General features: G+C 68.7%; 20 protein-coding genes and 1 pseudogene. 16 read left to right on the top strand and 5 right to left on the bottom strand.

Annotated features, from left to right (window positions below):
* Positions 1–273: a mersacidin/lichenicidin family type 2 lantibiotic gene (locus tag NR798_RS44475; protein ID WP_375768696.1), complete on the bottom strand. Its 273-nt coding sequence runs from the start codon at positions 271–273 to the stop codon at positions 1–3.
* 173 nt (positions 274–446) lie between these two features.
* On the opposite strand from NR798_RS44475, the gene NR798_RS44480 reads away from it, so the two are divergent.
* From NR798_RS44480 to NR798_RS44520, 9 genes are all read left to right on the top strand, one after another.
* Positions 447–878 carry a hypothetical protein gene (locus NR798_RS44480; protein WP_375768697.1) on the top strand — a complete coding sequence of 144 codons (432 nt, stop codon included), beginning with the start codon at positions 447–449 and terminating at the stop codon, positions 876–878.
* A 286-nt stretch (positions 879–1164) separates the two neighbouring features.
* A complete protein-coding gene (locus tag NR798_RS44485; protein ID WP_375768698.1) occupies positions 1165–3126 on the top strand; it encodes a hypothetical protein in 1962 nt (653 codons plus the stop codon).
* A gap of 29 nt (positions 3127–3155) precedes the next feature.
* The gene (locus NR798_RS44490; protein WP_375768699.1) at positions 3156–3572 is read left to right on the top strand and encodes a hypothetical protein; all 417 of its coding nucleotides are present in this window, start codon (positions 3156–3158) and stop codon (positions 3570–3572) included.
* A gap of 88 nt (positions 3573–3660) precedes the next feature.
* Positions 3661–3876: a hypothetical protein gene (locus NR798_RS44495; RefSeq protein ID WP_375768700.1), complete on the top strand. Its 216-nt coding sequence runs from the start codon at positions 3661–3663 to the stop codon at positions 3874–3876.
* A gap of 153 nt (positions 3877–4029) precedes the next feature.
* A complete protein-coding gene (locus NR798_RS44500) occupies positions 4030–4707 on the top strand; it encodes a LysM domain-containing protein (RefSeq protein WP_375768701.1) in 678 nt (225 codons plus the stop codon).
* 137 nt (positions 4708–4844) lie between these two features.
* On the top strand, positions 4845–6116 hold the full coding sequence (locus tag NR798_RS44505; RefSeq protein ID WP_375768702.1) for a hypothetical protein: 1272 nt from the start codon (positions 4845–4847) through the stop codon (positions 6114–6116).
* Between the two features lie 37 nt (positions 6117–6153).
* Positions 6154–7836, top strand: coding sequence for an isovaleryl-CoA dehydrogenase (locus NR798_RS44510; protein ID WP_375768703.1), 1683 nt, complete (start codon positions 6154–6156; stop codon positions 7834–7836).
* Between the two features lie 33 nt (positions 7837–7869).
* Positions 7870–8577: a siderophore-interacting protein gene (locus tag NR798_RS44515; RefSeq protein ID WP_375768704.1), complete on the top strand. Its 708-nt coding sequence runs from the start codon at positions 7870–7872 to the stop codon at positions 8575–8577.
* Between the two features lie 191 nt (positions 8578–8768).
* Positions 8769–9200, top strand: coding sequence for a hypothetical protein (locus NR798_RS44520; RefSeq protein ID WP_375768705.1), 432 nt, complete (start codon positions 8769–8771; stop codon positions 9198–9200).
* Positions 9201–9388: 188 nt separating this feature from the next.
* Here NR798_RS44520 and NR798_RS44525 read toward each other — a convergent pair whose 3' ends face one another.
* The gene (locus tag NR798_RS44525) at positions 9389–9796 is read right to left on the bottom strand and encodes a class I SAM-dependent methyltransferase (RefSeq protein WP_375768706.1); all 408 of its coding nucleotides are present in this window, start codon (positions 9794–9796) and stop codon (positions 9389–9391) included.
* 270 nt (positions 9797–10066) lie between these two features.
* Between NR798_RS44525 and NR798_RS44530 the strand changes: the two genes are divergently transcribed.
* From NR798_RS44530 to NR798_RS44550, 5 genes are all read left to right on the top strand, one after another.
* The gene (locus NR798_RS44530) at positions 10067–11599 is read left to right on the top strand and encodes an OmpA family protein (protein ID WP_375768707.1); all 1533 of its coding nucleotides are present in this window, start codon (positions 10067–10069) and stop codon (positions 11597–11599) included.
* Positions 11600–11708: 109 nt separating this feature from the next.
* Positions 11709–14672, top strand: a complete 2964-nt coding sequence (locus tag NR798_RS44535) for an Ig-like domain-containing protein (RefSeq protein ID WP_375768708.1) — start codon at positions 11709–11711, stop codon at positions 14670–14672.
* Between the two features lie 51 nt (positions 14673–14723).
* Positions 14724–15137 (top strand): LysR substrate-binding domain-containing protein, encoded by a 414-nt coding sequence (locus tag NR798_RS44540; RefSeq protein ID WP_375773922.1) that lies wholly within the window; start codon positions 14724–14726, stop codon positions 15135–15137.
* A gap of 656 nt (positions 15138–15793) precedes the next feature.
* The gene (locus tag NR798_RS44545; RefSeq protein ID WP_375768709.1) at positions 15794–16438 is read left to right on the top strand and encodes a DUF6310 domain-containing protein; all 645 of its coding nucleotides are present in this window, start codon (positions 15794–15796) and stop codon (positions 16436–16438) included.
* On the top strand, positions 16435–17190 hold the full coding sequence (locus NR798_RS44550) for a DUF5953 family protein (protein ID WP_375768710.1): 756 nt from the start codon (positions 16435–16437) through the stop codon (positions 17188–17190). Before NR798_RS44545 ends, NR798_RS44550 begins: the two co-directional genes overlap by 4 nt.
* A gap of 171 nt (positions 17191–17361) precedes the next feature.
* On the opposite strand, the pseudogene istA reads toward NR798_RS44550, so the two are convergent.
* Positions 17362–18576, bottom strand: a pseudogene (istA, locus tag NR798_RS44555) (IS21 family transposase); the annotation flags it as partial.
* Positions 18577–19000: 424 nt separating this feature from the next.
* The gene (locus NR798_RS44560) at positions 19001–19300 is read right to left on the bottom strand and encodes a hypothetical protein (RefSeq protein ID WP_375768711.1); all 300 of its coding nucleotides are present in this window, start codon (positions 19298–19300) and stop codon (positions 19001–19003) included.
* Positions 19301–20999: 1699 nt separating this feature from the next.
* Between NR798_RS44560 and NR798_RS44565 the strand changes: the two genes are divergently transcribed.
* Positions 21000–21425: a VOC family protein gene (locus NR798_RS44565; RefSeq protein WP_375768712.1), complete on the top strand. Its 426-nt coding sequence runs from the start codon at positions 21000–21002 to the stop codon at positions 21423–21425.
* 21 nt (positions 21426–21446) lie between these two features.
* Here the strand turns inward: NR798_RS44565 and NR798_RS44570 are convergent, their stop codons facing one another.
* Complete coding sequence (locus NR798_RS44570; protein WP_375768713.1) at positions 21447–22388, bottom strand: agmatinase family protein; 942 nt, start codon at positions 22386–22388, stop codon at positions 21447–21449.
* Between the two features lie 123 nt (positions 22389–22511).
* On the opposite strand from NR798_RS44570, the gene NR798_RS44575 reads away from it, so the two are divergent.
* Positions 22512–23081 carry a CAP domain-containing protein gene (locus tag NR798_RS44575; protein WP_375768714.1) on the top strand — a complete coding sequence of 190 codons (570 nt, stop codon included), beginning with the start codon at positions 22512–22514 and terminating at the stop codon, positions 23079–23081.
* Positions 23082–23084 lie beyond the last annotated feature (3 nt).

Consider the following 23084-nt stretch of genomic DNA (forward strand, 5'->3'; position numbering starts at 1 on the left):
CTAGAAGATGGTCGTCACGGGCTGGGTGGGGCAATAGCAGGCGCTGATGTAGATCTGCCCGGTGGGGCATTTGTAGACCGTCTTGGGCTCCGTGAAACAGATCGGATAGGTGAGAGGCGGCCGTCCACCCACGACACCGTCCAGCTCCGACTCATCCACCTCGTTGAGGGGTATTCCCGAGGGAGACTCGGGAATGGCGGCACGCTGCTCGGGGGAAAGACTGGCGCGGTACACCGGATCCTTCCAGGCCCGGATGATCATCTCCTTGTTCATGGCACTCGCTCCTGGGTTGGGGGTCTGGCTCAATCCCAGACATCCAGATGGAGGCCACGCGTACGGCACGTGAGCACGTGAGTGCCGATGCTCGACCGGGGAGTGGAGATGCACGGGATGGCCCCCGTGACATCCCTGGCGAGCGGGTTCCACCTCTAGGAAAGGAGCCTTCCATGACCCAGACATCGGAGACCTCGAGCCAGGGCGTGACCGCCCGCCTCATCCACGCCAATCATTTCGTGTTACGCACCCGGGACATCCAGGTCAGCTTCCTGGGCACCAGCCTCACCGGCGAGCCACTCTTCTATTACAAGGATCGGACGCGGGCCGTGAGCGCCCGGGGAAGAGAGCTGCACCTGCATGACACGGAGCTCGGCACGCTGGTGACCCTCACACTCACGCAAGGCTCCGACGGGGAGGCCTCGCTTTATTTCACCCTCGTGCTCCCGCGGGTCGACATCCTCCAGGGCAGTGAGGCGCCCGTCTCCACGGTGGGTATCTACACCCGCAGCCACGAGCACCCCCGCCCCCACCCCTTCGGTGACCAGCTCCAGACGTACAACCTGGTGTGGCTGCGAGGCCAGGCGGGCTTCATCATCTCCTGAGCCGGACACGTCCAGCGTCCTCCCGCTCACGCGCCGGCCCGCCTGCCGGATGCCTCCACCACGCGCCCGCGCCCCAAGCCAGAGCGGCCCCGTGGATGTCGCACGAGGTGGGCAGGCATGCGACCCTTCGGCACAAGGGCACGGAATCATTCGGGGATGTCGCGAAAAAGCGTCATCCCGCGACGCAACCGCGAGGCCCCCCATCCGATAATGAGAAAGTGCGACTGCCCTCGGACGCGCTTTCCGCGCTCCCCGGCCCGCAGTCCGCCTTCGAGGATCAGACGAAATGAGCATCAAGCGCGCGGATGGTGGCGGAGTCTCCACGGCCATTCAGGCTCAGGCGGATGCGGCCCGGCAGGCGGCGGCCGAAGCGGCGCGTCAGGCGGCCCAGGCGGCGGCGCGCGAGGCGGCGGCCCAGGCGGCACGCGAGGCGGCGGCCCAGGCGGCGCGCACGGCGTCGCAGCAGTCGAGCTTCGAGACGAAGGCGGCCCGCAACACCGTGAAGCTGGATGGGCAGACGGCCGCCCCGGCCTCCTCGCTCTTCACGGAGAACACCCGGGACGGCAGCGTCAACTGCCTGGACCAGGCCGCGGACTTCATCTCCAAGAGCACGCCCCAGCTGCAGGCCCGCTCGGAGCTGGTCTTCCTGCAGGACCAGCGCGCGGGCCAGGAGGGGCAGACGGGCCACGTGGTGGTGCGCCAGGGTGAGCGGGTGCTCGACCCGAGCAGCGGCAAGAGCTACGAGGACATGCAGGCGTACCTGCGCGAGCAGCCCCAGTACCGCGAGGTGGGCACGATGCCCGGCACCACCGCCGCCAAGGTGTTCGCCACCGAGCCGGGCTCGCCCGAGCGCGCCAAGGCGCTGGCCGCGGCCAACGTGCCGCCCGCGCTGCAGCGGATGATGGTGGCCGACCAGCCGCCGAGCGTCCCCAACAACCTGCCCAACCCGGCCAACCCCCAGGACTACAACGTCGCCACCGACAGCGCCCAGGTGGGCCCCGTCACGGTGAACTACCCGGACCAGCCCGGGCCGGTGCAGGTGAATTTCAGCTCCTCGCTCGAGAGCGAGGTGAAGCGCGAGGACGGCTTCGTCACCGTCACCATGAACGCGGAGACGTCCGTGTCCGCCACGGGCGAGCTGGAGCTCAAGGCCGTGACGGTGGGCGGGGGCGTCTCCGCCGGCAATCAGATGGAGTACGAGGTGCGGATGTCGGAGGCGGACTTCGAGCGCATGCGGCGCGGCGAGATTCCTCCGCCCCACCCGCTCGACCCGAACACGCTGCCGGATGGCGGCTCGGTGCGCCTCGAGCAGTCGCAGTTCACGGGCACCTCCATGGAGGTGGGCATCTCCTACCACGCGGCCGAGCTGGGCATGTCCAGCGACATCCGCGAGGGCGAGGGGATGATGATCGAGATGAGCCGCACGGGGAACAGCGTGCAGGTGACGGCGGGCCCCAAGCAGTTCATCGAGAACGAGGGGAAGATCAGCGTGGGCGTGGGCCCCGTCTCGGTGTCCGGCGGCCGCACCGACACCCTCACCAACTACCAACTGCGCACGGCCACGTTCGACCTGTCCAACCCCCAGGGCCAGCAGGCCTACGACACCTTCCGCCAGAGCGGCCGGCTGCCGGAGCGGGACGGTGCGGGGGTGAGCAACGCCCTGCGCCTGGAGCGGGTGAAGTACGAGTCGCAGACCGAGTTCGGGCTGGAGCTCGGGCCCATCGAGCTGAGCGCCGAGGGCGCCGCGAACACCGGCGACATGCTCATCACCCACCACCCGGACGGGACGACGACGCGCTCGCTGGACCTGGTGTACGGGGGAGATCACCCGGACCTCAACATCTCGCAGCGCTTCGACCAGAGCGGCAAGCTCATCCCGGGCAGCGAGAGCTACACGTACAAGTTCGACACGGATGATGCGAACTTCCGCGAGATCCTGGTGTACGCCTACACCGGTGACGAGGCCAAGGCCAAGGCCGCGCGTGACAGCGATGAGCCCATCACCCTGACCATGAGCCGGGAGCAGATGCAGCAGCTGCAGGCGCGGGCCAACGAGCAGTTCATGGGCCACATGGGTCTGGGTGGCCTGTTGTCCGACTACGACGGCAAGCCCCTCGATCCCACCATGGCGGCGAGCATCCTGGCCAGCTCGCCCGCCTACAACGAGTACCGTCTGGCCGAGTCGTTGTTCGGCCTCTCGGACGGCGGAAACAACCCGCCGCCCGGCGAGCTCCAGTTCGGTAACTGAGCCCCGTGCGTCCAGCGTTGCTGGTCCTGATGTCTGGGTTGGTTTCCTGCAGGGCGGCCACGGGTTCCCATGTTCCGGAACCCGCGCCGCCCCAGGCGGCCTGTCCCTCGCAGGACTTCGGCACCTTCCTGACGGCGTTCGCGAACGATGCGAGCGTTCAGGAGGCCTTCACCGTCCGGCCGCTGCGAATCGATTCCATCGATGCCGCGGCCGAGCCGGAGCCGAAGCGCGTCACCCGGAGGGTGGACGGCGCCGAGCTGCGGTTCCCGCTCCTGCCGAGCCTCCAACGGCAGCAGCAGGACGGCCTGACGATGCGCTGGGCTCCGGACGGCGACGACAAGGCCGAAGTCTTCCTCAGCAAGCCCGATACGGACTACCAGACATCGTTCTTCTTCATCCGGAAGGGCTGCTGGCTGCTCGAGTGGATCCAAGACGACTCACTTTGAGTGCGTCCGCGGAATGGACGCGAGTGAAGTGTATGGACTATCGTCTGTGCACGTCCCAGGCAGGGGCGCACGTCCGGAGGAGTCTGAGATGAAGAAGAATCTGATCGCCGCGAGCGTTTTTGTGTTCGGTCTGTTCGTGGGGGGCGCGTCCGCCTTCGCCTCCAGCCCCACCACGGGAGGCAACACCCCCAGCATCACGCCGGAGATGGCGGCGTGCATCAGCGCCTGTGAGGCCGCCGGCGGAACCCGCACCGCCTGTTGGAACTGCTGCGTGCAGAATATCTGCCCGGTTGCGGATCTCTGACCAGCCGCCAGTAGACCCCGCCGCCACCCATCTACCCGGTTTGATTCAGGATTCTCCGGGTGGCGGCCGTGGGCGTGGGTGGATTCCAAGAGCCTGGGAAATTCGGGCGCAACTCCGCGGAGGGCGCTTCGATAATTGTTCCAGGAGATCTTCATGTCCACCTACCGCATCCGCCAGGGCGACACCCTCTCGGCCCTCGCCTCCCGTTTCAAGACCAGCGTCTCGGAGTTGGCTCGCGTCAACAAGATCGCCAACCCGAACTTGATCTACGCGGGAAAGACGCTGCGCATCCCTGGCCACGCCCGGAATGACAGCTTCGAGCCCACCCGGGGCGGTACCCGCGGTGGCGGCACGAAGGCGTCCGGTGGCTCGGGCCGCAGCGGCGGCACCAGCGGCGGCGGGCATGTCCAGGGGAGCGGTGGCGCCGGGAAGCCGGGCCAGGTGACTCCCGCGATGCGCAAGCTCGCGAGCGCCGGCCGCGCGGCCGCGATGAGCATCGGCGGCTACAACAGCCAGGGCCTGTGCGCCACCGGCGTGAGCAAGGCCATCCAGAATGCCTTCGGCTTCAAGGTCTGGGGCAATGGCAACCAGATCGACAACAACCTGCCGCGTGACAAGTTCAAGCAGGTCAACATGTCGCTCGAGGAGGCGCTGAAGATTCCGGGCCTCGTGCTCACCTGGGAGAAGACCTCGTCGCGCCTGGGCAGCATCTACGGCCACACCGCCATCACCACCGGGGACGGCCGCTCGTCCGTGAGCGACTTCATCGAGCGCAACACGCTCGGCGCCGGTGGCCGCAGCGGCTTCAAGGTCTTCATGCCGACGATCTAGCGTCCGCCCTATGGTGGAGCACCGTCGCTATCAACGCCTCCGGGGCTGTCGGCCGGGGGCGTTGTCGTGTCCGCCCCCGGAACAGGATAGGGTTTGATGCTGGAGCACGCTCCAGGTCACCGAGGGGGAAAGCCATCTTGAACAGTCCAGCAGCCTGGTCCTTCAATTCCGCGGGAAAACCCGCTTCACAGCCGCAGGGGCCGGATCCGCTCGCGGATACAGGCCCCGAGCGCGAGGAGCATCAGGTCCAGCCTCCCCCGCTGCGCGCATACAGCGGCTCCCTGTCCCTGCTCATCCTGGGCCTCTCGAGCCTCGGCTGCGCCATCGCCGCGTTGCTGGGGCGCCTCCCGCCAGGGAAGCTCGGAACTGGGGTGCTCGGGGCTGTCTACGGCGTGCTGGGCCTCACCTTCTGCGCGCTGAGCGTCCCCGGGTGGAAGCGCCGGAGCGGGAGTCGCGGCACTCTGACGCTCGACCGTGAGGCTCTGCTCCTCACCCGGGGTGGCGAGCAGCTCCGCTTCCCCCTTCAGGCCCTCGATTTCGCGGTGGCCGTCCGCCCGGTCCTCTTCGGCGGAACGCGGCAGAGCCTCCGCCTCCGGGCGCCCGAAGCCCAGGCACGCGTGGAGCAGTTCACCCCCAAGTATGAGGAGTCCGGGCTCGACGGCTTCCTCGAGCTGCTCGCGAAGCGGGTGGCCCATGCCGCCCGGCAGCGCCTCGCGCAGGGAGAGCTCCAGGGGGACGGGTGGAGGATGGACGACCAGAACCTGTACCACGACGGGGACACGACCCCGCTCTCCTCGATCCAGGCGCTTGGCTGGTTCTCGCGGCGGATCGCCGTGTGGACGTCCGTGGACGCTCCCTGGCGGGCCAAACCCGTGCTGGACCTGGATGCCGAGGGCTTCAACGCGCACGTCCTGGCCTTGTTGGCCGGGCGCCACCTGCCCCCCTGGAAGCGTGTGGAGGATGTGGAGTCAGGGCGGCTCCGGCTGGATGCGAAGGCCCTCCCCGCTGGAGTCTCCGCCGCGGCCCAGCTCGAGCTCCCGCTCTACGGAGACGCGGCCGGTGAGCAGCTGTACATGGAGCGCGGCAAGTACGCGGCCAGGATCTACGTCTTCTTCGCCTTCCTCCTCCAGGCCTGGATTGCGTCATTCGTGTGCACCACCCTCATCACCCTGCCCCTGGTGACGCTGATGCCGGGAGACCCCGCCTCGCGGTTCCCCCCTCTGGTGCTGCTCTCGCTCATCGGCGGCGGGGTGCTGGCCTGGAACACCTTCCGGGATCGCTGGAAGGTGATCGAAGCGTTCTCCAGCCGGTACTGCTCGGGCCTGGCCAACTTCAGCATGCTGTATGTGCCGCTCGTGGCCTGGGGCTACGCCAACGTGCGCGCGGTGCGGAAGCTCTCGGGAAGGTAGTTCCCGCGGTGGGCTCGAGCGGAGTAGGAATCCCTCCATGGACGAACTTCGCTCCGTCGCCGAAGGCTTCATCACGCACCAGGTCACCAACCAGCCCCCGCCCCTCACCTATGACGCGTGGGCGACCGACACGGTGTTGCGTGAAGCCGTGACCCGGGAAGGCGGCGCCTGGGCGGAGGCCGAGCTCGCGAAGTACGGCCCCGTCGTGGGCGGTGAGCTGATGCAGCTCGGGTTCACGGCCAACGAGAACAAGCCGAAGCTCAAGCCGTTCGACCGCTATGGCAACCGCCTGGACGAGGTGGAGTTCCATCCCGCCTACCACCGCCTCATGGAGCTGGGTGTCGCCCACGGCGTACCGAACTTCGCCTGGCGCCACGAGGACAGGCCCGGTGCGCACGTGGCCCGCATGGCGCTGTTCTACCTGCACAACCAGGCCGATCAGGGCACGAGTTGCCCCCTGACGATGACGTACGCCAGCGTGCCCACGCTGCGCCGCCAGCCCGAGCTCGCCCGGGAGTGGCTGCCCCGCGTGAGCTCGACCACCTATGACGCGCGCTTCATCCCCGCGGCGCAGAAGCGGGGCGCCACCATCGGCATGGGCATGACCGAGAAGCAGGGCGGCTCGGATGTGCGGACCAACACCACGCGGGCACAGCAGCTCGGGAGCCGCGGGCCCGGGCAGCCCTATGCGCTCGTCGGCCACAAGTGGTTCTTCTCGGCCCCCATGAGCGACGCGTTCCTCGTGCTCGCACAGGCCGAGGGCGGGCTGTCCTGCTTCCTGCTGCCGCGCTTCACCCCGGACGGGGAGCGCAATGCCATCCGCATCCAGCGCCTCAAGGACAAGCTCGGGGACTGGAGCAACGCCAGCTCCGAGGTCGAGTTCCAGGGCGCCACCGCCTGGATGGTGGGCGAGGAGGGCCGCGGCGTCTCCACCATTCTCGAGATGGTGGCCCTCACGCGCCAGGACTGCATGATCGGCTCGAGCGGCCAGATGCGCCAGGCGCTCGTGCAGGCCATCCACCATGCACGCCACCGCAAGACCTTCGGCAAGCGGCTGATCGAGCAACCGCTGATGCTCAATGTGCTCGCGGATCTGGCGCTCGAATCGGAAGCACATACCGCGCTCACCGCGCGCGTGGCCCGGGCCGTGGACGCGAGCCACCGGGAAGCCCGGGAAGCGGCCTTTGGCCGTATCGCGACGGCCATCGGCAAGTACTGGGTGTGCAAGCGCGCGCCCGCCTTCATCAACGAGGCGCAGGAGTGCCTCGGCGGTGCCGGCTACGTCGAGGAGTCGAACCTCGCGCGGCTCTACCGGCAGGCCCCGCTCAACTCCATCTGGGAGGGCAGCGGCAACATCCAGTGTCTGGACATGCTGCGCGCCGCCACGCGCGAGCCGGCCAGCCGCGACGCCCTGTTCGAGGAGATCCTCGCCGCCCGGGGAGGCCATCCGGCGCTCGACGCCGAGGCCTCGCGCCTGGCGAAGGAGTTCGATGACCTGAGCACGCTCGAGTCGCGCGCGCGGTTCATCGTCGAGCGCCTCGCGCTGGCACTGCAGGCCTCTGTCCTCATCCGCGCGGGCAACTCCCAGGTCTCGGACGCCTTCTGCGAGTCGCGGCTGGCCGGTGCACACGGACAGACGTTCGGCACGCTTCCGGCCCACGCGCCCTTCCATGCGCTCGTCCAGCGCGCCTTCGCGGAGGGAGCCGAGACCCCTCGGTGAGGGGTGGAGCGGCCCTTCCAACCCAGGAGTCTCATGGCCTCCCCCAAGGCATTCGTGCAGGGCCTCGTCGGCCGCGTGCTGTTCCGCGACGCCACCGTCACGCGAACCGAAGCCGTCAGCCCCCACTTTCGCCACCTCGTCCTCGGCGGGCCCGGGTTGCAGGGTGTCACCTGGACGCCTGGCGACAAGGTGCAGCTGTTCTTGCCCTCCGTCGGCACGCGCGCCTACACGCCCTTCCGCTGGGATGCGCGCACGGGAGAGACCGAGCTGCTCGTCTACCTCCATGGCGAAGGGCCGGGGACACGATGGGCGCGAGAGGTCCGTCGCGGCGACGCCATCCAGGTGTTCGGCCCCCGCTCCTCGCTCCCTGTCGGCGATGCGCCGCGGCCCATCCTCGTCGTGGGAGACGAGACGAGCGTGGGTCTGGCGCTCGCGCGTGGCACCGCAGGCCCCACGGTGCTGGAGGTGACGGACCCCGCCGAGACGCGCGGCGTCCTCGACGTCCTCGGCCTGGGCAGCTCGGCCGTCCTCGTCGAGCGCCAACCGGGCGACGGCCACCATGAGGCGCTGGTGGACGCTGTCGCCTCGGCCCTGCGGGCGCAGCCGGGTGCCCGCCTCGTCCTCTCGGGCCGCGCGGCGGCCATCCAGGCCGTGCGCCGGGGCCTGAAGACCCGCGGCATCAGCGCGGTGGACTCCCGGACCAAGGCCTACTGGGCACCGGGCAAGACGGGGTTGGACTGACCTCGTCAGGAGTGGACTCGACTCGAGGCGGCGGGCAACCCCTCATGGGGAGCTACGTACGCCAGCAGCAGCCTGCGCTTCCCTTCGCGCCCACCCCCTCATCATTCAACAAAAAGGTAAAACACGGATTCATTGACATCCATTTAATTCCATCAAGATGATGGGGCTCCCCCCAAGGAGAGGATGACTCCATGAAGAGCCTTCGCCTGCTGGTCGCGCTGTCCGCCCTGGTGCCCGCTGTCGCCTCGGCCAACCCTGTCTACAGCTCCTGGGCGAACCAGCCTGGCAGTCTCACCACGCTGGGTACCACCCAGACCCCGGCATCCGTCGATACCGCGGTGAGCTGGAACGTCAGCACCTCCTTCGCGTTCGCCTTCGCCCGCGCCAAGACGAGCGCCGGTGAGACCTATGAGTTCCAGCTCGTTTCGGCGACCCCCATTTCGCAGATGGACCGGATCGACGGGACTTGGAACGTCACCCGCAACGGCGTCGTGCTCTGCTCGCAGTGCACGGGGTTCGTCTCCGGGCTGAGCAGCTGGCTCGGCAAGCCCCTCACCATCTCCGTCGATGGCGGCAACTACGCGATGAGCGCCATCATCACGAATCGCTACGACATCCAGTGAGCCGGAGCGCGAGGGCCCGGCTCGGAATCCTCGCGCGTCCACCCGCGTCAGGGAGGGGACCGCGGCTCACGTCACGGTCGCGGCGACGGGGCGGTGATCAGACAGCTCGCCGTGGTTCTCGGCGTGCACGCGGTGAAGGACGTTCCAGGTCCGCACCTTCACGATTCGCTCCAGACGAGGGGCTCCGCCTACGTCACCACCGCGGTGGCGAAGCCGCCCCATGCGCGCTTTCCTCCCGTCTCCTGCCCAAGGAGCTGGTGCTCGCCGAGTGAGAGTCCGCAAGACTGGAGCAACCCGGCCAGGCACTCGCTCACCGGCGGAGTGCTCTCGATGCCGGATTTCAGTGGTTCTCCGCCGGCCCTGGCCGCCGCTCTCGCCAGACTCCAGGAGAGCCCCCGCGATTCGAGAGGCTCGGTCGTGATGTAGTCGAACGCGACGACGCTGCCCCTGGCGGTGCTGGCGAGCTTGCGCAGGAAGAGTGCCGGTTTGCTGGCGTCAAAACCCGCGTCCACGAGCCGCTCGAGCCAGTCCTCCTTCTCGAAGTCCGCGGCAACGAACGTGACCCGGCCCGGGTCGAGGCCAGCCGCTTTCACCATGCCGACACGGGTGGTGCCGGTCCACGAGGAGACGCCCTGGGCGGTGTCGGGACGGCATGTGGCTCGAATGGGGCGGCTGACACGTCAGCGGACACGTCCCTCGTCCCGGTTGACACGTCAGCACGTGGAACGAGGGGTGTGCCCGTCCTGCAACGCGAAGCGGGCGCAGGTGACGCTGACGCCCCGAAACGCCCGGCACAGCGGATGCAACCCAAGGGGGGGCCTGTCACTCACAGCAGGCACGCAGCCCCATTTCGCCCCGAGCCTCCCGTGAAACTTCGCACCACCGTCCTCTTCGGCGCGCTCGCCGCCGCTCCAGCGCTCGCGCAGACCACCCCCGTCAAATCCTTCGACATCGAGCAGGTGACGCTCAGCCCGGGTGGCCAGCACTCGCTCCTGCTCAGCACCGGCGACACCCTGGTGCGAGGTGACCTCCGCCTCTCCCTGGCCGCCCAGTACCAGCATGACCCGCTGGTCTTCATGGTGAACGGCGTGCGCCAGGGTGCCGTCATCGGCCCCCGTCTGAGCAGCCACCTCGGCGTCGCCTATGGCCTCCATGACAGCATCGAGCTGGCGCTCCAGCTGCCCGTGGTGCTCATGCAGGTGGGCGATGACCTGACCTCCCACGGCATCGCGCCCGTCTCGGGCACGGTGCTCGGCGCGCCCCTGCTGCAGGGCCGCTTCGTGCTCGCACGCCAGTCCGCCTCGGCGCTGGGGGACATCGGCCTCAACCTGGGATTGACGCTGCCCTTCGGTAGCAAGGAAGGGCTCTCGCAGGACCCGGGGCCGGGGCTCGCATTCACCGCCGGGGCCGGCTTCGGCCGCGACTTCGGCTCCTTGCTCCGGCTGGGCGTGGAGGTGAGCACCGTCGTCCGCCAGTACAACCGGCTCTCCAACTACTCCCCCCGCGTCATCGACGAGGTGGGCAGCTACGTCACCCTGGGAGCCTCCGTCAGCACGCTGGGGGAGGGCCTGCGCGGCGAGCTGAGCGCCCGCGGCCTCGTGTCCCTCACGCAGACCCGCAGTGCCCTGGAGCTGCTCGCGGGTGCCCGCTACCCGCTGTCCAAGCAGCTGGAGGTGTACGCGCTGGCGGGCCCGGGCATCGGCCAGATGCCGGGCAACCCGGTGTTCCGCGCCTTCGCGGGAGTCTCCTTCCGCCCCTTCCCCCAGACACGCGTGAAGGAGGAGCCCCAGGCCGCGCCGGAGCCCACGCCCGCGCCCGCGTGCGTGCCCGCACCGGCCCCCGAGCCCGCTCCCTGTGCCGCGCCGCCTCCGCCCCCGGACGCCGACCATGACGGCATCCCCGACGCGCAAGACGCCTGCCCGAACGAGCCCGGTGACGCCGCCCACCGTGGCTGCCCTCCGCCTCCGCCGCCCGCGCCGGAGCCCGCGGTGCAGCCCACGCCTCCTCCAGCGCCTGTCCCGGAGAAGCCCAAGCTCGCCGAGCTCAAGTCGGGCCGCATCGAAATCCGCGACCAGGTCCGCTTCGCCACCAGCAAGTCCGAAATCCTCGCCGAGTCCTTCCCCCTCCTCGAGGAGGTGGCCAGCATCCTCAAGGCCCACCCGGAGCTCATCCGCCTGCGCATCGCCGGCCACACCGACAACCGCGGCGCGCGCGACTACAACATCAAGCTGTCCCAGGACCGCGCCGAGGCCGTGCGCCGCTTCCTCATCGAGCGCGGCGTGGAGGCGAGCCGCCTCGAGGCGAAGGGCTACGGACCGGACCGGCCCATTGCCAGCAACGACGACGCGGCCGGCCGCCAGCAGAACCGCCGCACCGAGTTCGAGTCCGTCAGTGAATAGCCCCTCCCCTTTCCCTCTCATCCCACCAGAACCCATGCACATGAACAGCAAAGCCTCACGGCGCGCGCTCCCAGGCGTGGCGCGGATCGCAAGCCTCGGTACCCTCCTCTTGAGCCTCGCCTGCGGCGAGAAGCCCGGCGCGTCCAGTGCACAGCAGACCACGGACTCCAGCGCCGAGCAGGCGCTGGCCCCGACGGACCTCTCCGCCACCAGCACCTTCGATGGGGGCGTCTATTCCTACGTCGCCACGCTGCCGCCCGCCGCGGTGGTGGGCACCATCTCCCAGACGGTGGAAGCGCAGTGGGACCCCAACGTCCACGGCATCCGAAAGGAGCCCATCTTCCCCCAGGGCTGGAGCCTGGACTACTACGCGGGTGGCACGAAGCTGGCGAAGGCGCCGGCCACCGCCAGCGAGTGGGCTCAGGTCTCGCGTATCGTCACCACCGGCTCCCTGAAGGTGGAGGCCGTGGACGGTGACCGGCAGGCCCTCATCTCCACGGTCGATGCGCCCGTGGCGGTGGTGGCCCCCTCCTTCTCGGGAGGCAGCGCGGGTGACGGCTGGGACGTGTTCTTCGACCCGACGTACACCCGCGTCTTCAACATCCACCACCACAACGGCCCCTCCACGCTGATGTGCCGCAAGCTGTCGGACTCCAGCACGTGTCCGGGCTTCCCCCTGGCGCTCACGCAGACAGCCCACCGCTCCACGGCCCGCATCGACGCGGCGTCCAACAAGCTCTGGCACCCCACCACCACCACCGGCACCAGTCCCCAGCTGGCCTGGGACTGCGTGGACCTGAGCACCTCCGCGCGCTGCGCCACGCCGGTGGTGCGCTCCGAGCACGCGGGCTCCACCGCCGTGTCCTACGGCACCTACAACGACCACGTGGACCCGGTGGTGATTGGCCGGAAGCTGTATGCCATTGGCTTCGCCGCTGGCGGCGTCACCCGCATCACCTGCCTGGACATGGCCACCGGCACCGAGTGCCCGGGGCTGGCGCTGCCTGAGAACGGCAGTGTCGAGCACTCCAGTCTCAAGGCGGTGGGCAACAGGCTCTACGTGCTGCCCGGCGCCAACAAGAACCTGGACTGCTACGACAGCACCACCTGGGCGCGGTGCGCCGGCTCCTGGCCCCAGGCCGTGACTCGCAGCCCCGTGTGGGCCCCGCGCAGCGCGGACGGCGTCATCCACAACATCTGCGCGGACACCCAATGCTTCGGGCTGGACGGCTCCGCGCACACGCTGCCGCCGAACTTCATGGCCCACCTCACCACCAATCCCATCGTGGGCCTCAACACCGCGTCCTTCCAGATGGGCAGCGGCAACAGCGCCGGCACCAAGGCCGTCTGGAGCATCAACGGCAACAAGAGCACCTGCTGGGACATGGCCACCGACGCCAGGTGCGCGGATGCCTTCCCCATCGCGGTGAACGCCCTCTACACGACCAACCTGGACCCCGAGGACCCGGACTGCCTGTGGACGAACGGGGATGACGGCATCATCCGCAACTGGAAGATCAGCACCGGCGCCTCTGGCTGTGGCGGTGGGCCGGCCCGCATCTCCTTCAAGGCCTCGGTCGCCGTCCCCCGCCTGAGCTGCAACCCCGAGGAGCGCGTCTACCAGTACAAGAGCTTCAAGCTCCTCGCGCCCACCCCCGCCCAGTACACCTCCGCGAAGCTCACGGTGCGCGACTCCAACGGCGTCCCCATTGCCGGCTGGACCGACCTGCCGCTGTCTTCCGCGGACCCCACCGTGGACCTGACGGCGCTCTCGCCGTCCGCGACGGGTGGCACGCCGGCCTTCGACATCGCCGCCGAGGGCTTCAGCGACACCAGCGTGGTGCCCATGGGCGAGTTCCGCGTCACCACCGGCTCTCCCCCGCAGCTGTGCTGGGACCTCTCGGTGCAGGCCATCACCTGCCCCACCGGCCCCGGACTGGCCAGCACCACCCCCGTCAGCCCGCTGTCCACCCCCGTCACCGCCAAGGGCTCCTTCACCACCGGCTCCGGCGTCAACGCCTTCACTGACCAGGTGCTCAACAGCTCCGTCACCCCCAATGTCCCCACCTTCGATACCTGCGGTGGCACCCGCCTGCGTGCCACGGTGGTGTCCTTCAGGGACGGCAGCCCGGTCGCCGGGGCCCGGGTGTACCTGCTCGATGGCGCGGGCAACCCCCTCCTGGATTCCAACAACCAGCCGGCCTCCGCCCTGTCGGCTGCGGACGGCACCTTGGAGTTCCCCGTCTGGGCCGCGGACTACACGCTCAAGCTGAGCGGAAGCGCCAGCTACGCCCCGGTCTCCGCGACCGTGACGGCGGGCGGGAGTGGCTCGACCCTCGCCTCCAGCGACATGGTGGTCTCCAACACCGTCACCACCACGGTGGGCACCACCTCCCATGTGAGAATCACCGTCATCGCCGACGAGACGCCCCCCTGCGCGCCCGTCATCACCTCTCCCGCCGCGGGCACGGTGGTGTACGGCCGGGAGACGCTCCTCACGGGCACCGCGGACCCGGGCTCTAGCGTCCTCGTGAAGGTCAATGGCGAGCCCGTGTGCACCGTGGTGGCCAACGACGATGGACAGTGGAGCTGCCCCGCCGAGCTGCCCGCCGGCCACTCCACCGTCATCGCGACCGCCAAGGATGAGGCGGGGAACAGCTCGGGCGACTCCACGGCCGTGCTGCTCACGCGGCGCGATGACATCGACCCGCCCGTCATCACCGGGCCGTCCGGCACCGTGCAGGGTCCGGGAGTGAAGGTGACAGGCAGCGCGATGCCGGAGGCCGACATCACCGTCAAGGACGAGCAGGGCCGCACCGTCTGCACCGCCAAGGCGGATGCCACGGGCGCCTGGCAGTGTGACGCCGAGCTGTCCGCCGGCCCGCACCAGCTCACCGCCAACGCGGAGTGGAGGGAGTTCCAGAGCACCTCCAGCCCCCACGACACCACGGTGCTGACGGAGGCCTGGTACCAGGGCGGTAGCTGCTCCTCCACCGGAAGCGCCCAGCCCGCGTTGATGATGGTGCTGACGCTGGGCGGGCTCGTGGTGCTGCGCCGCCGCCGCCGCGCGTAGGCCACGGTCCGGGCGGGAGAGGACACCGGGCCTCTCCCGCCTTCTTCATGCCTGCCCCGAGGCGGTGGGAATCCAACCCGCCGCCGGTGGCTCCCGGACAATCGGCGGGGCACGCCGAAACGCCTCGAGGAGCTCGCCGCGCACAGCATGATTGGCTTCGACCGGGAGACGCCGGACATCCGGAGCTTGATGAAGCGGATGCCGAAGCTCGACGTGAGCCGCTTCGCGTTGCGGACGGACAGTCACCTCGCCCAACTGGCGGCGATCCGGGCCGGCTTCGGGATTGGCATCTGCCAGGTCGCGCTGGCCCGCCGGGACCGCCAGCTCGTCCGCGTGCTTCCGGACGCCTTCGAGCTGAAGCTCGGCACGTGGCTGGCGATGCACGAGAACCTGAGGTCCATCCCACGCTGCCGTGCCGTCTTCGACGCGCTCGCCGCTGGCCTCGCAGCGCACGTAGAGCGCTGATCGAGTGCAAGCGGCGGGAATCGAACCCGCGCCGGGCGGTGCGAAACCTCTAGCAGAATCGCGCCCTTACCTCGCAACCGCCCGGAATGCTTGGGAGTCGGTATCCCGCCGCGTCCCCTCCTGTCCCGCCTCGTTCCGGTCCATTCCGCACGCTCCTGCGCCATACGTGCAACATGGCGGGGCCTGCGTATGAGTTCGCCGAACCCCGTCTGGCACTGAGTGGAGTTATCAGGGTGTTGAGCACGAAGCAGCCGCCCCTAGGCCAGGCCCCCTGCCGCTCTCCTGGCGAGCGTTCGTGGCTGGCCGGGGCGTGCTTTCATACTCCGAACCGCCCCGCCGGGACCCTTTAGGTCCTGAATCGATGGGAGGACGTAGCCATGCGTTTTCGAGCGTGCATCGCACTTCTGCTTTTTGTCACAGCCTGCGCTACGTCAGCGCCGAGCCCAAGAAAGCCAGCGGCCCTGAACACGAGGCTCGCCAACCTCCACCGAGCGGCGAAGCTGCCCTGGACGGACGGGGGGCAGTGTGTCGTCCAGGAGGCTTCCGAGCCCTGGCCCGTGCTGGCGGAGCGGTGCTTTCATGCCCTCGACCATGACCGAATCGAGTTTCACGACCCCACGGGAAGGTGTGCTATCGCCTCTGCAGGTGGCGCTGCCTTGGGACTCGGGGTCTGCGTCCTCGCGGCGCCGGAGATCGTCGTGGGGGCGGTGATAGTCGCGGGCGTGGTGGTGGTGGGCTTCGCCATCAAAGAGGCCCTGGATGCGTATGCTCTGGATATGGGCCGCCCCGAGGTATGGCCCGCGTCTGAAACTCGGCCCATGCCTGAAACAGCGCCCGCCCCGCAGAAGCCCTCGCCGAAGAAAAGGCCCAAGCCGGAGCCAACGGGGCCGGATTTCCCTCCCATTGGGCCAGTCGAAATCACGGAGCGAGACCGCCGCTGGTGCGAGCCCATCCCGGAACCGCACGCGGGCGAGGATGACGCGCATAACAAGTGCGCCGATCAGTTTCCGCCCAACCGTTATCCCGGAATGGATGTGCTCGTGGGCGGTGTGCGCTTCGATGCACTGCAAGTCGGCGTGCGTGTGCTGTGGGAAATCAAGACCCATCGATTTGACACATACCCGGACTTCATCCGGAGCCGGGAGATTGAGAAGGAGTTGGAGCAAATAGAAAAGGAGCGAGACGCGGCGGCGGCATGCGGATATGGCTACGTGATCGGGGTGAGCACCCAAGCACACAAAGACGCGCTGCTGCGAGCGGATCGATTCCTCAACATCGTCGTCACAAGATGCAAACGATGACCACTCAGAAGCGCCTCGATATGACCGTCTACGCGCCAGCGCTCATGGCCAATGACGCCCGCACACTCGCTGTCGTCCGTGGCATGGAACGGGCGCTGCCCGGCTTGCGCCTGAACTGGGAAGTGGGCAAAGGAGGGCGCCCCATCGAGTTACCGCAACGCGACGCTTGGCTCGTTGAGGCGACAACACGCGGAAAGCTCCCGCTCCTGTGCAATGGAGACGAGAGCTACCCCGTGACGGTTTCTGGAAGGGGGAGAGCGGGACGCCTCTGCCCGGGCGGTCAGTCGTTGCTCGACGTCCATGCGGAGTTGCCGCTAGACGCGGCTGTTATCGCGGCAGCGGGCGAGATGCTGGAGCGCATAGCGGAGGGCGCTCGCGCGTTCTGGGGGCATGCGACGCCGGATGCCGCTGCACTGGACATCGCTTATCAGACGGCCCCCACGCTGGAAGGGCCGCCGTCCCCACGTCGGGGGTTGCCTGCTCTCAAGCTCCTCGAACAGATCCGCGCACCAGAGATTCCCTATTTCCTTGGGTGGCTGAACTACTGGTCGCCCGCTGCCGCAGAAGCCATCGGCTTTCCGGACCCGGCTCGCGACGCGGAGTTGCTGTCACGCTCACGGCGTACCGCGACGGGCGGGTGGGTCGTGCAGCTCACCGATGCGCCGCTCGACCTGGACAACCCCGCTCACCTGGACGCGCTTAAACGGGCCTACGAGCGCTTCCCGGAGATTGGCGGTCGCTCCACCCCTTGAGGCTCGGCACGGTTCGCGCTGGCCGTGCTCAGGGCCTCGCCTGCTGGCTCACCGGGAACGTGACGCTCCCAAGGGTGACGGTGCGCGGCCCCTGCGCTTCCCACAGCTTGAGGGTACAGGGGCAGCCGAGCTGCGCGCGCTCCCCCTTGATGCCCACTTCGCGCCCTGCTCCACCACGGCGGCGTAGTCCTCCAGCGAGCGCCCGTGCACGGCCAGCTTGGAGCTGTCCTCGGCGGGCTCCACCGCGCGTGCTCGCCACAGTCCTTCCCAGTGCGCCGGGTCGACGACGCGCCCGTGTGGCTCCTTGCCGCGTGCGTGCGTGGCCACCAGCTTGCCCGCGTGGAAGATGCGCACCTCGGCTTCCCCCACCTGCACCTCGACGCTCTCGCGCACCAGCCGGTGCGGCACGCTGTAGCGCACCGTGTCCACGTCCACGAGCGCGTCGTTGGCCACCTTGCGCTTGAGCCTCTGCTGCCGGCGCGGCAGCGGACGCGAGGGCAGTGGACGCAGCGCGGCCTTCTCCTCTCGCTCGAATCTGTCCAACGGCCGCTCGTGCGTGGTGCCGTGCACGCGCGCATCCGCCTCGGCCATCCACTCCACCAGGTGCTTCTCCAGCGCGGCGAAGGACTCGAAGTCCCTGCCCGCCAGCGCGTTGCGCTTGACGTACTTGACGCCCGACTCCGTCTTGCCCTTGGTGCGCGCGCGATACGGCCCGCACGCCTTGGGCGTGACATCCCAGTCCCGGCAGAACTCCACCCAGGCCGGGTGGAAGCGTACCGTGCCCGCCTTCCTGTCGTGCTCCTCGACGAGTGGCCGCGCATTGTCCCCGAGCACCTCCAGCACCACGCCTCCGAAGTGCACGAAGGCCGCGGCCACTCCCTCGCGCCAGTCGTCTCCTCGCTGATTGAGGAAGGCGCGCACGAACAGCCGGCGCGAGAAGCTCAGCACCGCCACCAGCAGGAACACCTTCACCAGCTGCCCGCCCAGGCGCACCTTCTTCTCGCCGAAGTCCACCTGCATCTGCTGCCCCGGCTTCGTCTCGAAGCGCACCGTGGCCACTTGCGCCGCGTGCACCTGCTGCCGTCTCTCCTCCACCGCTCGTTGCACGGTGCGCACGCTGGCCTCCACGCCCTCCTGGGCCAGCAGCGCCTTGACGACGACGGCGTTGCCCTCCGCCGCTCCATTCCACAGCTCCACCGCGCGCTGCTGCTCTTCCCCGGTGAGCCGCCGCGCCTTGGGCCGCACCTGCTTGTCGGCCGCGCTGCCCGCGCGCAGGTAGCGCCTCACCGTGTTGCGCGCCACGCCCACCTCGCGCGCTATCCGCTTGTGGCCCCAGCCCGCCTCCGCCAGCACGCGGATGCGTCGCACCACTTCCTGCTCGACCATCGGCACCTCCGCCGCGCGGGGTGCCACAACTGCTGCCGTCTCTCCCATCGAGGTTACCTCCTTGGTGTGGAGGCGCCGGGAGGGGGTCAGTTTTAGTGTCGCCAGGGGGTCAATTTTGCTGTCGCTCTACACGCTGCCTCAAGTCCCCCGCTCGCCTCCTCCGCACCTGCTTGAGGGACCAGAAATGGCCGCAGTTTGGCGCCTGGAGCGAAGACGCCGTGGAACCTCGTAAGGTTTGCCCGAGGCGGAGGCACCAGGGACGCCACACGTCGGCACCAGCGCATGGTAGTGAGGGGTTACTTGCAAGGCCGAGCCGAAAAATTGGAGAAAAGAGACGGCCCCGGTCTGGCTGCTGCGCAAGGCGCTGAAGGACGCGGGCCGGTGACGCAGCGGGGAAGGTGCGCACCGGGCGCGTAGAGGTCCTTTACTTCGTCGGCTTGCGAGAGGCCCGCCCCGCTTCGGGGGCCTTCTTGCGCTTGGCCATCTCTACTTTGATCTCACTGTCCACCTCGTCGAGGAGATCATCCGCCAAGCGGTTGTAGGTCGTCGCCGCCATGAAAAGCATAGCGTTGGTTTTCAGCCCAGCCACCTTCAACGACTCCTTCAGGGCTGGCTCCTCGCATGTCTGAACAGCACTGGCGAGCGCGTTGCTCACCGCGAGCGAAGCCGTCAGCTCAGCGCGCGCCGCCTCGTACGCCGCCCTCTTCTTCTTGTCGATTCCCACGACCATTGCCTCCATGCCGCCGCACTGATGCAGCGGGCCCGTGGAGTATCAGGCGCTCTACGACTCCGCTACATATCGATGGCCTGGCTGGCGAGCATGTGTTGGGCGCGGCGCAGTAGGCGAGCACCGGCTGGTGGGACGCCACCCCGCACGATTTGGGCGAGCCGCTGGAGCCGAACGCGGGCCGCTGAAGGAGAACTGGCCTGGGCAGCACCAGCCCTCCGGCGAGTCGGCAGCTACGGCTTCTTCGAGTACATGTCGTGAAGGGCGGCGGCGACAAGGAGCAGCGCGGAGCTGATACGAAGCGCATGCTGAATGAGCCACTGCTGCATGGCGGGGTCCATGGGGTACCTCCTTTCTGTCCAACGGGGTGGTGGAGCCCGGACCGCAGAGCCCAGGCATGAGGGTGGCGTGCCGCAACGGCAGATGCCGTGCGGTGTGGGTCGGGCTGTGTTTTGCTAAGGTTCCGGTCGGCTAGTGCTGGCGGCAAAAAAGCGACCGGAGGGGCGTGAATCGGTTAGTCGCTTTGCCTCGATGTGCCACGCGGTGTCGTCGCTGGCAGGTCTTCGGGCGGCGTCCGGCTACGGCTTGGTGAGGACGAGGCGGTAGAGGCCCCAGAGGAAGCCGAGCACGAGAGAGCCCCCGCCGAGGCCCCAGTGCAACAGCCACTTGGTGGTTGGGTGGTCCATAGACATACATCCTTTCGTGTGTGAGCGGACTCGTTTGGAGCCCGTGGCCGAAACTCCAGCCAGCAGTGTGGCAGAGCCGATTTGGGATCCTGAAGACTTTGCCGAATCAGGACGGCCCATCACCGGCAACCGCCGGTAATCGCTGAGGAATGTGGCACTATTTTTTTAAGAGCGGCCTGTGGTTCATCCCCTGCCGGGCGTCGTCGTTTCAGGTGTAGGAGTGATTAGCCGGACCGTGGCGCTCCCCCAAGCAGGTGCGGAGGAGAGGAGCGTGACGCGCCCCCAGGTAGGAGCAGAGGAGGCGAGCGTGGCGCCGGAGGCAGGGGCGAAGCAGGAGCGGAGGAAGGAGAGGACGCCGCCAGTAGACTTTCGCGGGGCTGCTGCGCAGGACATTCGCGGTGGACGTGTTCACCTGCGTCAGGTGTGGAGGCAGGCGGCGGGTGCTGGCGTACGTGAAGCAAGCCAGAGCGGTGCGCGCGATCTTGGAGCACCTGGGACTGCCCACGGCAGGTGCGAGCCTGACCCCGGCGCGAGCGCCATCCCAGGCCGCAATGGTGTTGAGGCTGACGCCGCCACAGCCAAGAGACCTGATGCCCCTGCCGCGCCCCTCATGGGAGGGCGGCCTGGGCAGGCATGCCCAAGCAGGCTACGTGGCCTCTCCACCGGCCCGGCTCACAGCTCGGCCGGCACCCGTCAGCGGCCCTCCTCGGCCCCTCTGCACCACCCCTCCCCCTCAACACGGCCTCTCTCCTGCCTATACGCCAACGGATTTGGTCCAAAATTGGTCCGACAAGAACCGATTTGGTCCCCCAAGATGCTCCACGCCTCCTCGTTAGGAGCGGGGCGCCTCAAGGCGGCGGGCAACGTCTATTGGAGGCGACGGGAATCGAACCCGCCGCTGGAGGCTCCCGGAAAATCTTCAGGGGGACCGATGATTTCGAGCCGGTCCCGCCGTCTCCCGGTGCGAGGCTCCCCCGAGGAGCCGTTTTCCCCACCGAAAGGAGCCGTCCATGACGATCAAGGCAGCCACCCCCTACCTCATCCTCAACGGCAGGGCAGAGCAGGCCATCCCCTTCTACCAGCGCGCCCTGGGCGCCAAGGTCGAGGCACTGCAGCGGTTCGGAGACGTGGACCAGAGCTGTCCCGCGGCGATGAAGAACCAGGTCATGCACGCCGCCCTGCGTGTGGGCGACGCGCTCCTGATGATGAGCGACGGCGGCCCCAGCACGGAGGCGCTGCCCCAGAACGGGAACGTGAACGTCGCCCTCGAGTTCGACGATCCCGATCAGGCCAGGGCCTGCTTCGACGCGCTGGCGGCGAACGGCAAGGTCGTCCAGCCGCTCATCGACGCCCCCTGGGGTGGGATGTTCGGCGCGCTGGGCGACCAGTTCGGCATCAACTGGATGTTCAACAGCGCCAGGGCCAAGAAAGCCTGACGCCAGGCCGCCCGCGGGGCTTCACCCCCGCGAGGAGAGCACTTCCAGGAACAGCCGCGCGGCCAGCTTCGCCGTGCGGGCGTTCTCGTCGTGGGGCGGAGACAGCTCCATCAGGTCGGCGCCAATCAGCCACGGCTCGGCCGAGACGGTGCGCACCACATCGATCATCTCCCGCGAGGAGAGCCCGCCCACGCTCACCGCGCTGACGCCCGGGGCCACCGCGGCATCGGCGGCGTCGATGTCCACGCTGAGGTAGAGCGCATCCGCGTCCTTCATGATGCGCGACAGGGCCTCGCGGGCGATGGCCACGGCTCCGCGCTCGGCGACGTCGTCCACCGTGTAGAGGTGGACGCCCTGCTCGCGGGCCCAGGAGAGGTAGTGGCGCGAGTTGGCCAGGTAGCGGATGCCAATCATCGCGGTGCGCGCGCCGGTGAGGATGGAGGTCTCCAGGGCGCGGCGGAAGGGCGTGCCACTGGAGAGCGAGGACTCGTTGTCGTACTCGCGCACGTCCAGGTGGGCATCGAGCGTCACCAGCGCCAGGCGCAGATTGGGGCGCGCGGCGGCGAGCCCGCGAATCAGCGAGCCGGTGAGGCCATGGTCTCCGCCGACGAAGATGGGGCGCGCGCCCGTGGCGAAGAGGTTGCGGGAGGCCTCCTCGACGCGGGCGTGGGTCACGGCGCCATTCATACAGGCGAGCGTGAGGTCTCCCATGTCCACCACCTCCCCGAGCTCGCGCTGGCCGTCGAAGGAGCCGTAGGAGCCGAGGGCCTCGCGCAGGGCCTTGGGGCCGAAGCGGGCACCGGGGCGCGAGGGGATGCCGCCGTCATAGGGCAGGCCAAGCAGGACCGGCTGGTCCTGGAGCGGCGTGCCGGGCGAGAAGGAGCGCAGGAGGGCGGAAGCGCGGGGGTCGCGGGGATCGGCGGCCGGGCGGAGGCCGGCGAGCGGGTCGTGCGGAGTATCCAAGGTCGGCTCCGTGTCTTATCCCCTCTCCCTCTGGGAGAGGGTTAGGGTGAGGGTCGGTCCTCGGGCCGCATCCTTGCCACGAATCGAGCCCGCGTCGAAGTGTTGCAACGCACAGGAGCCCCCATGAAGCCCACGAAGTTCCGCCTGCTCGCCCTCTCGCTGGCCTGCCTGTCGGTGGGCGCCGCTGGCCTCGGTACCAGCGAAGCGGCCACCAAGCCCGCCGCCAGCGCCAACGCGTCCCTGGCCTCCGAGATGGTCGCCGCGCACAACGCGGCCCGGACGAAGGCGAAGCCCACGCCGTCCCCGGCGCTCCCCCCGCTCACCTGGTCCCCCGAGGCCGCCAAGGTGGCGCAGGCCTACGTCAAGCAGTGCCAGTTCGAGCACAACAAGAACCGGGGCAAGTTCGGGGAGAACCTCGCCGCCGCGGCCCCCCCGGGCTCGAAGACGAACGCGCAGGTGGTGGAGGACTGGGCATCCGAGGCGGCCGACTACTCGTACGCGACGAACAAGTGCGCGCCGGGCAAGGTGTGCGGCCACTACACGCAGGTGGTGTGGCGCAACACCACGCAGGTGGGGTGCGCGACGGCCATCTGCACGAAGAACTCCCCCTTCGGCTCGCAGTTCCCCACGTGGCAGCTCTGGGTGTGCAACTACACGCCCCCGGGCAACTACGTGGGCCAGAAGCCCTACTGAGCC

Origin of the sequence: Archangium gephyra, from assembly GCF_042230915.1 — a bacterium.
GTDB classification, from domain to species: Bacteria; Myxococcota; Myxococcia; order Myxococcales; family Myxococcaceae; genus Archangium; species Archangium gephyra_B.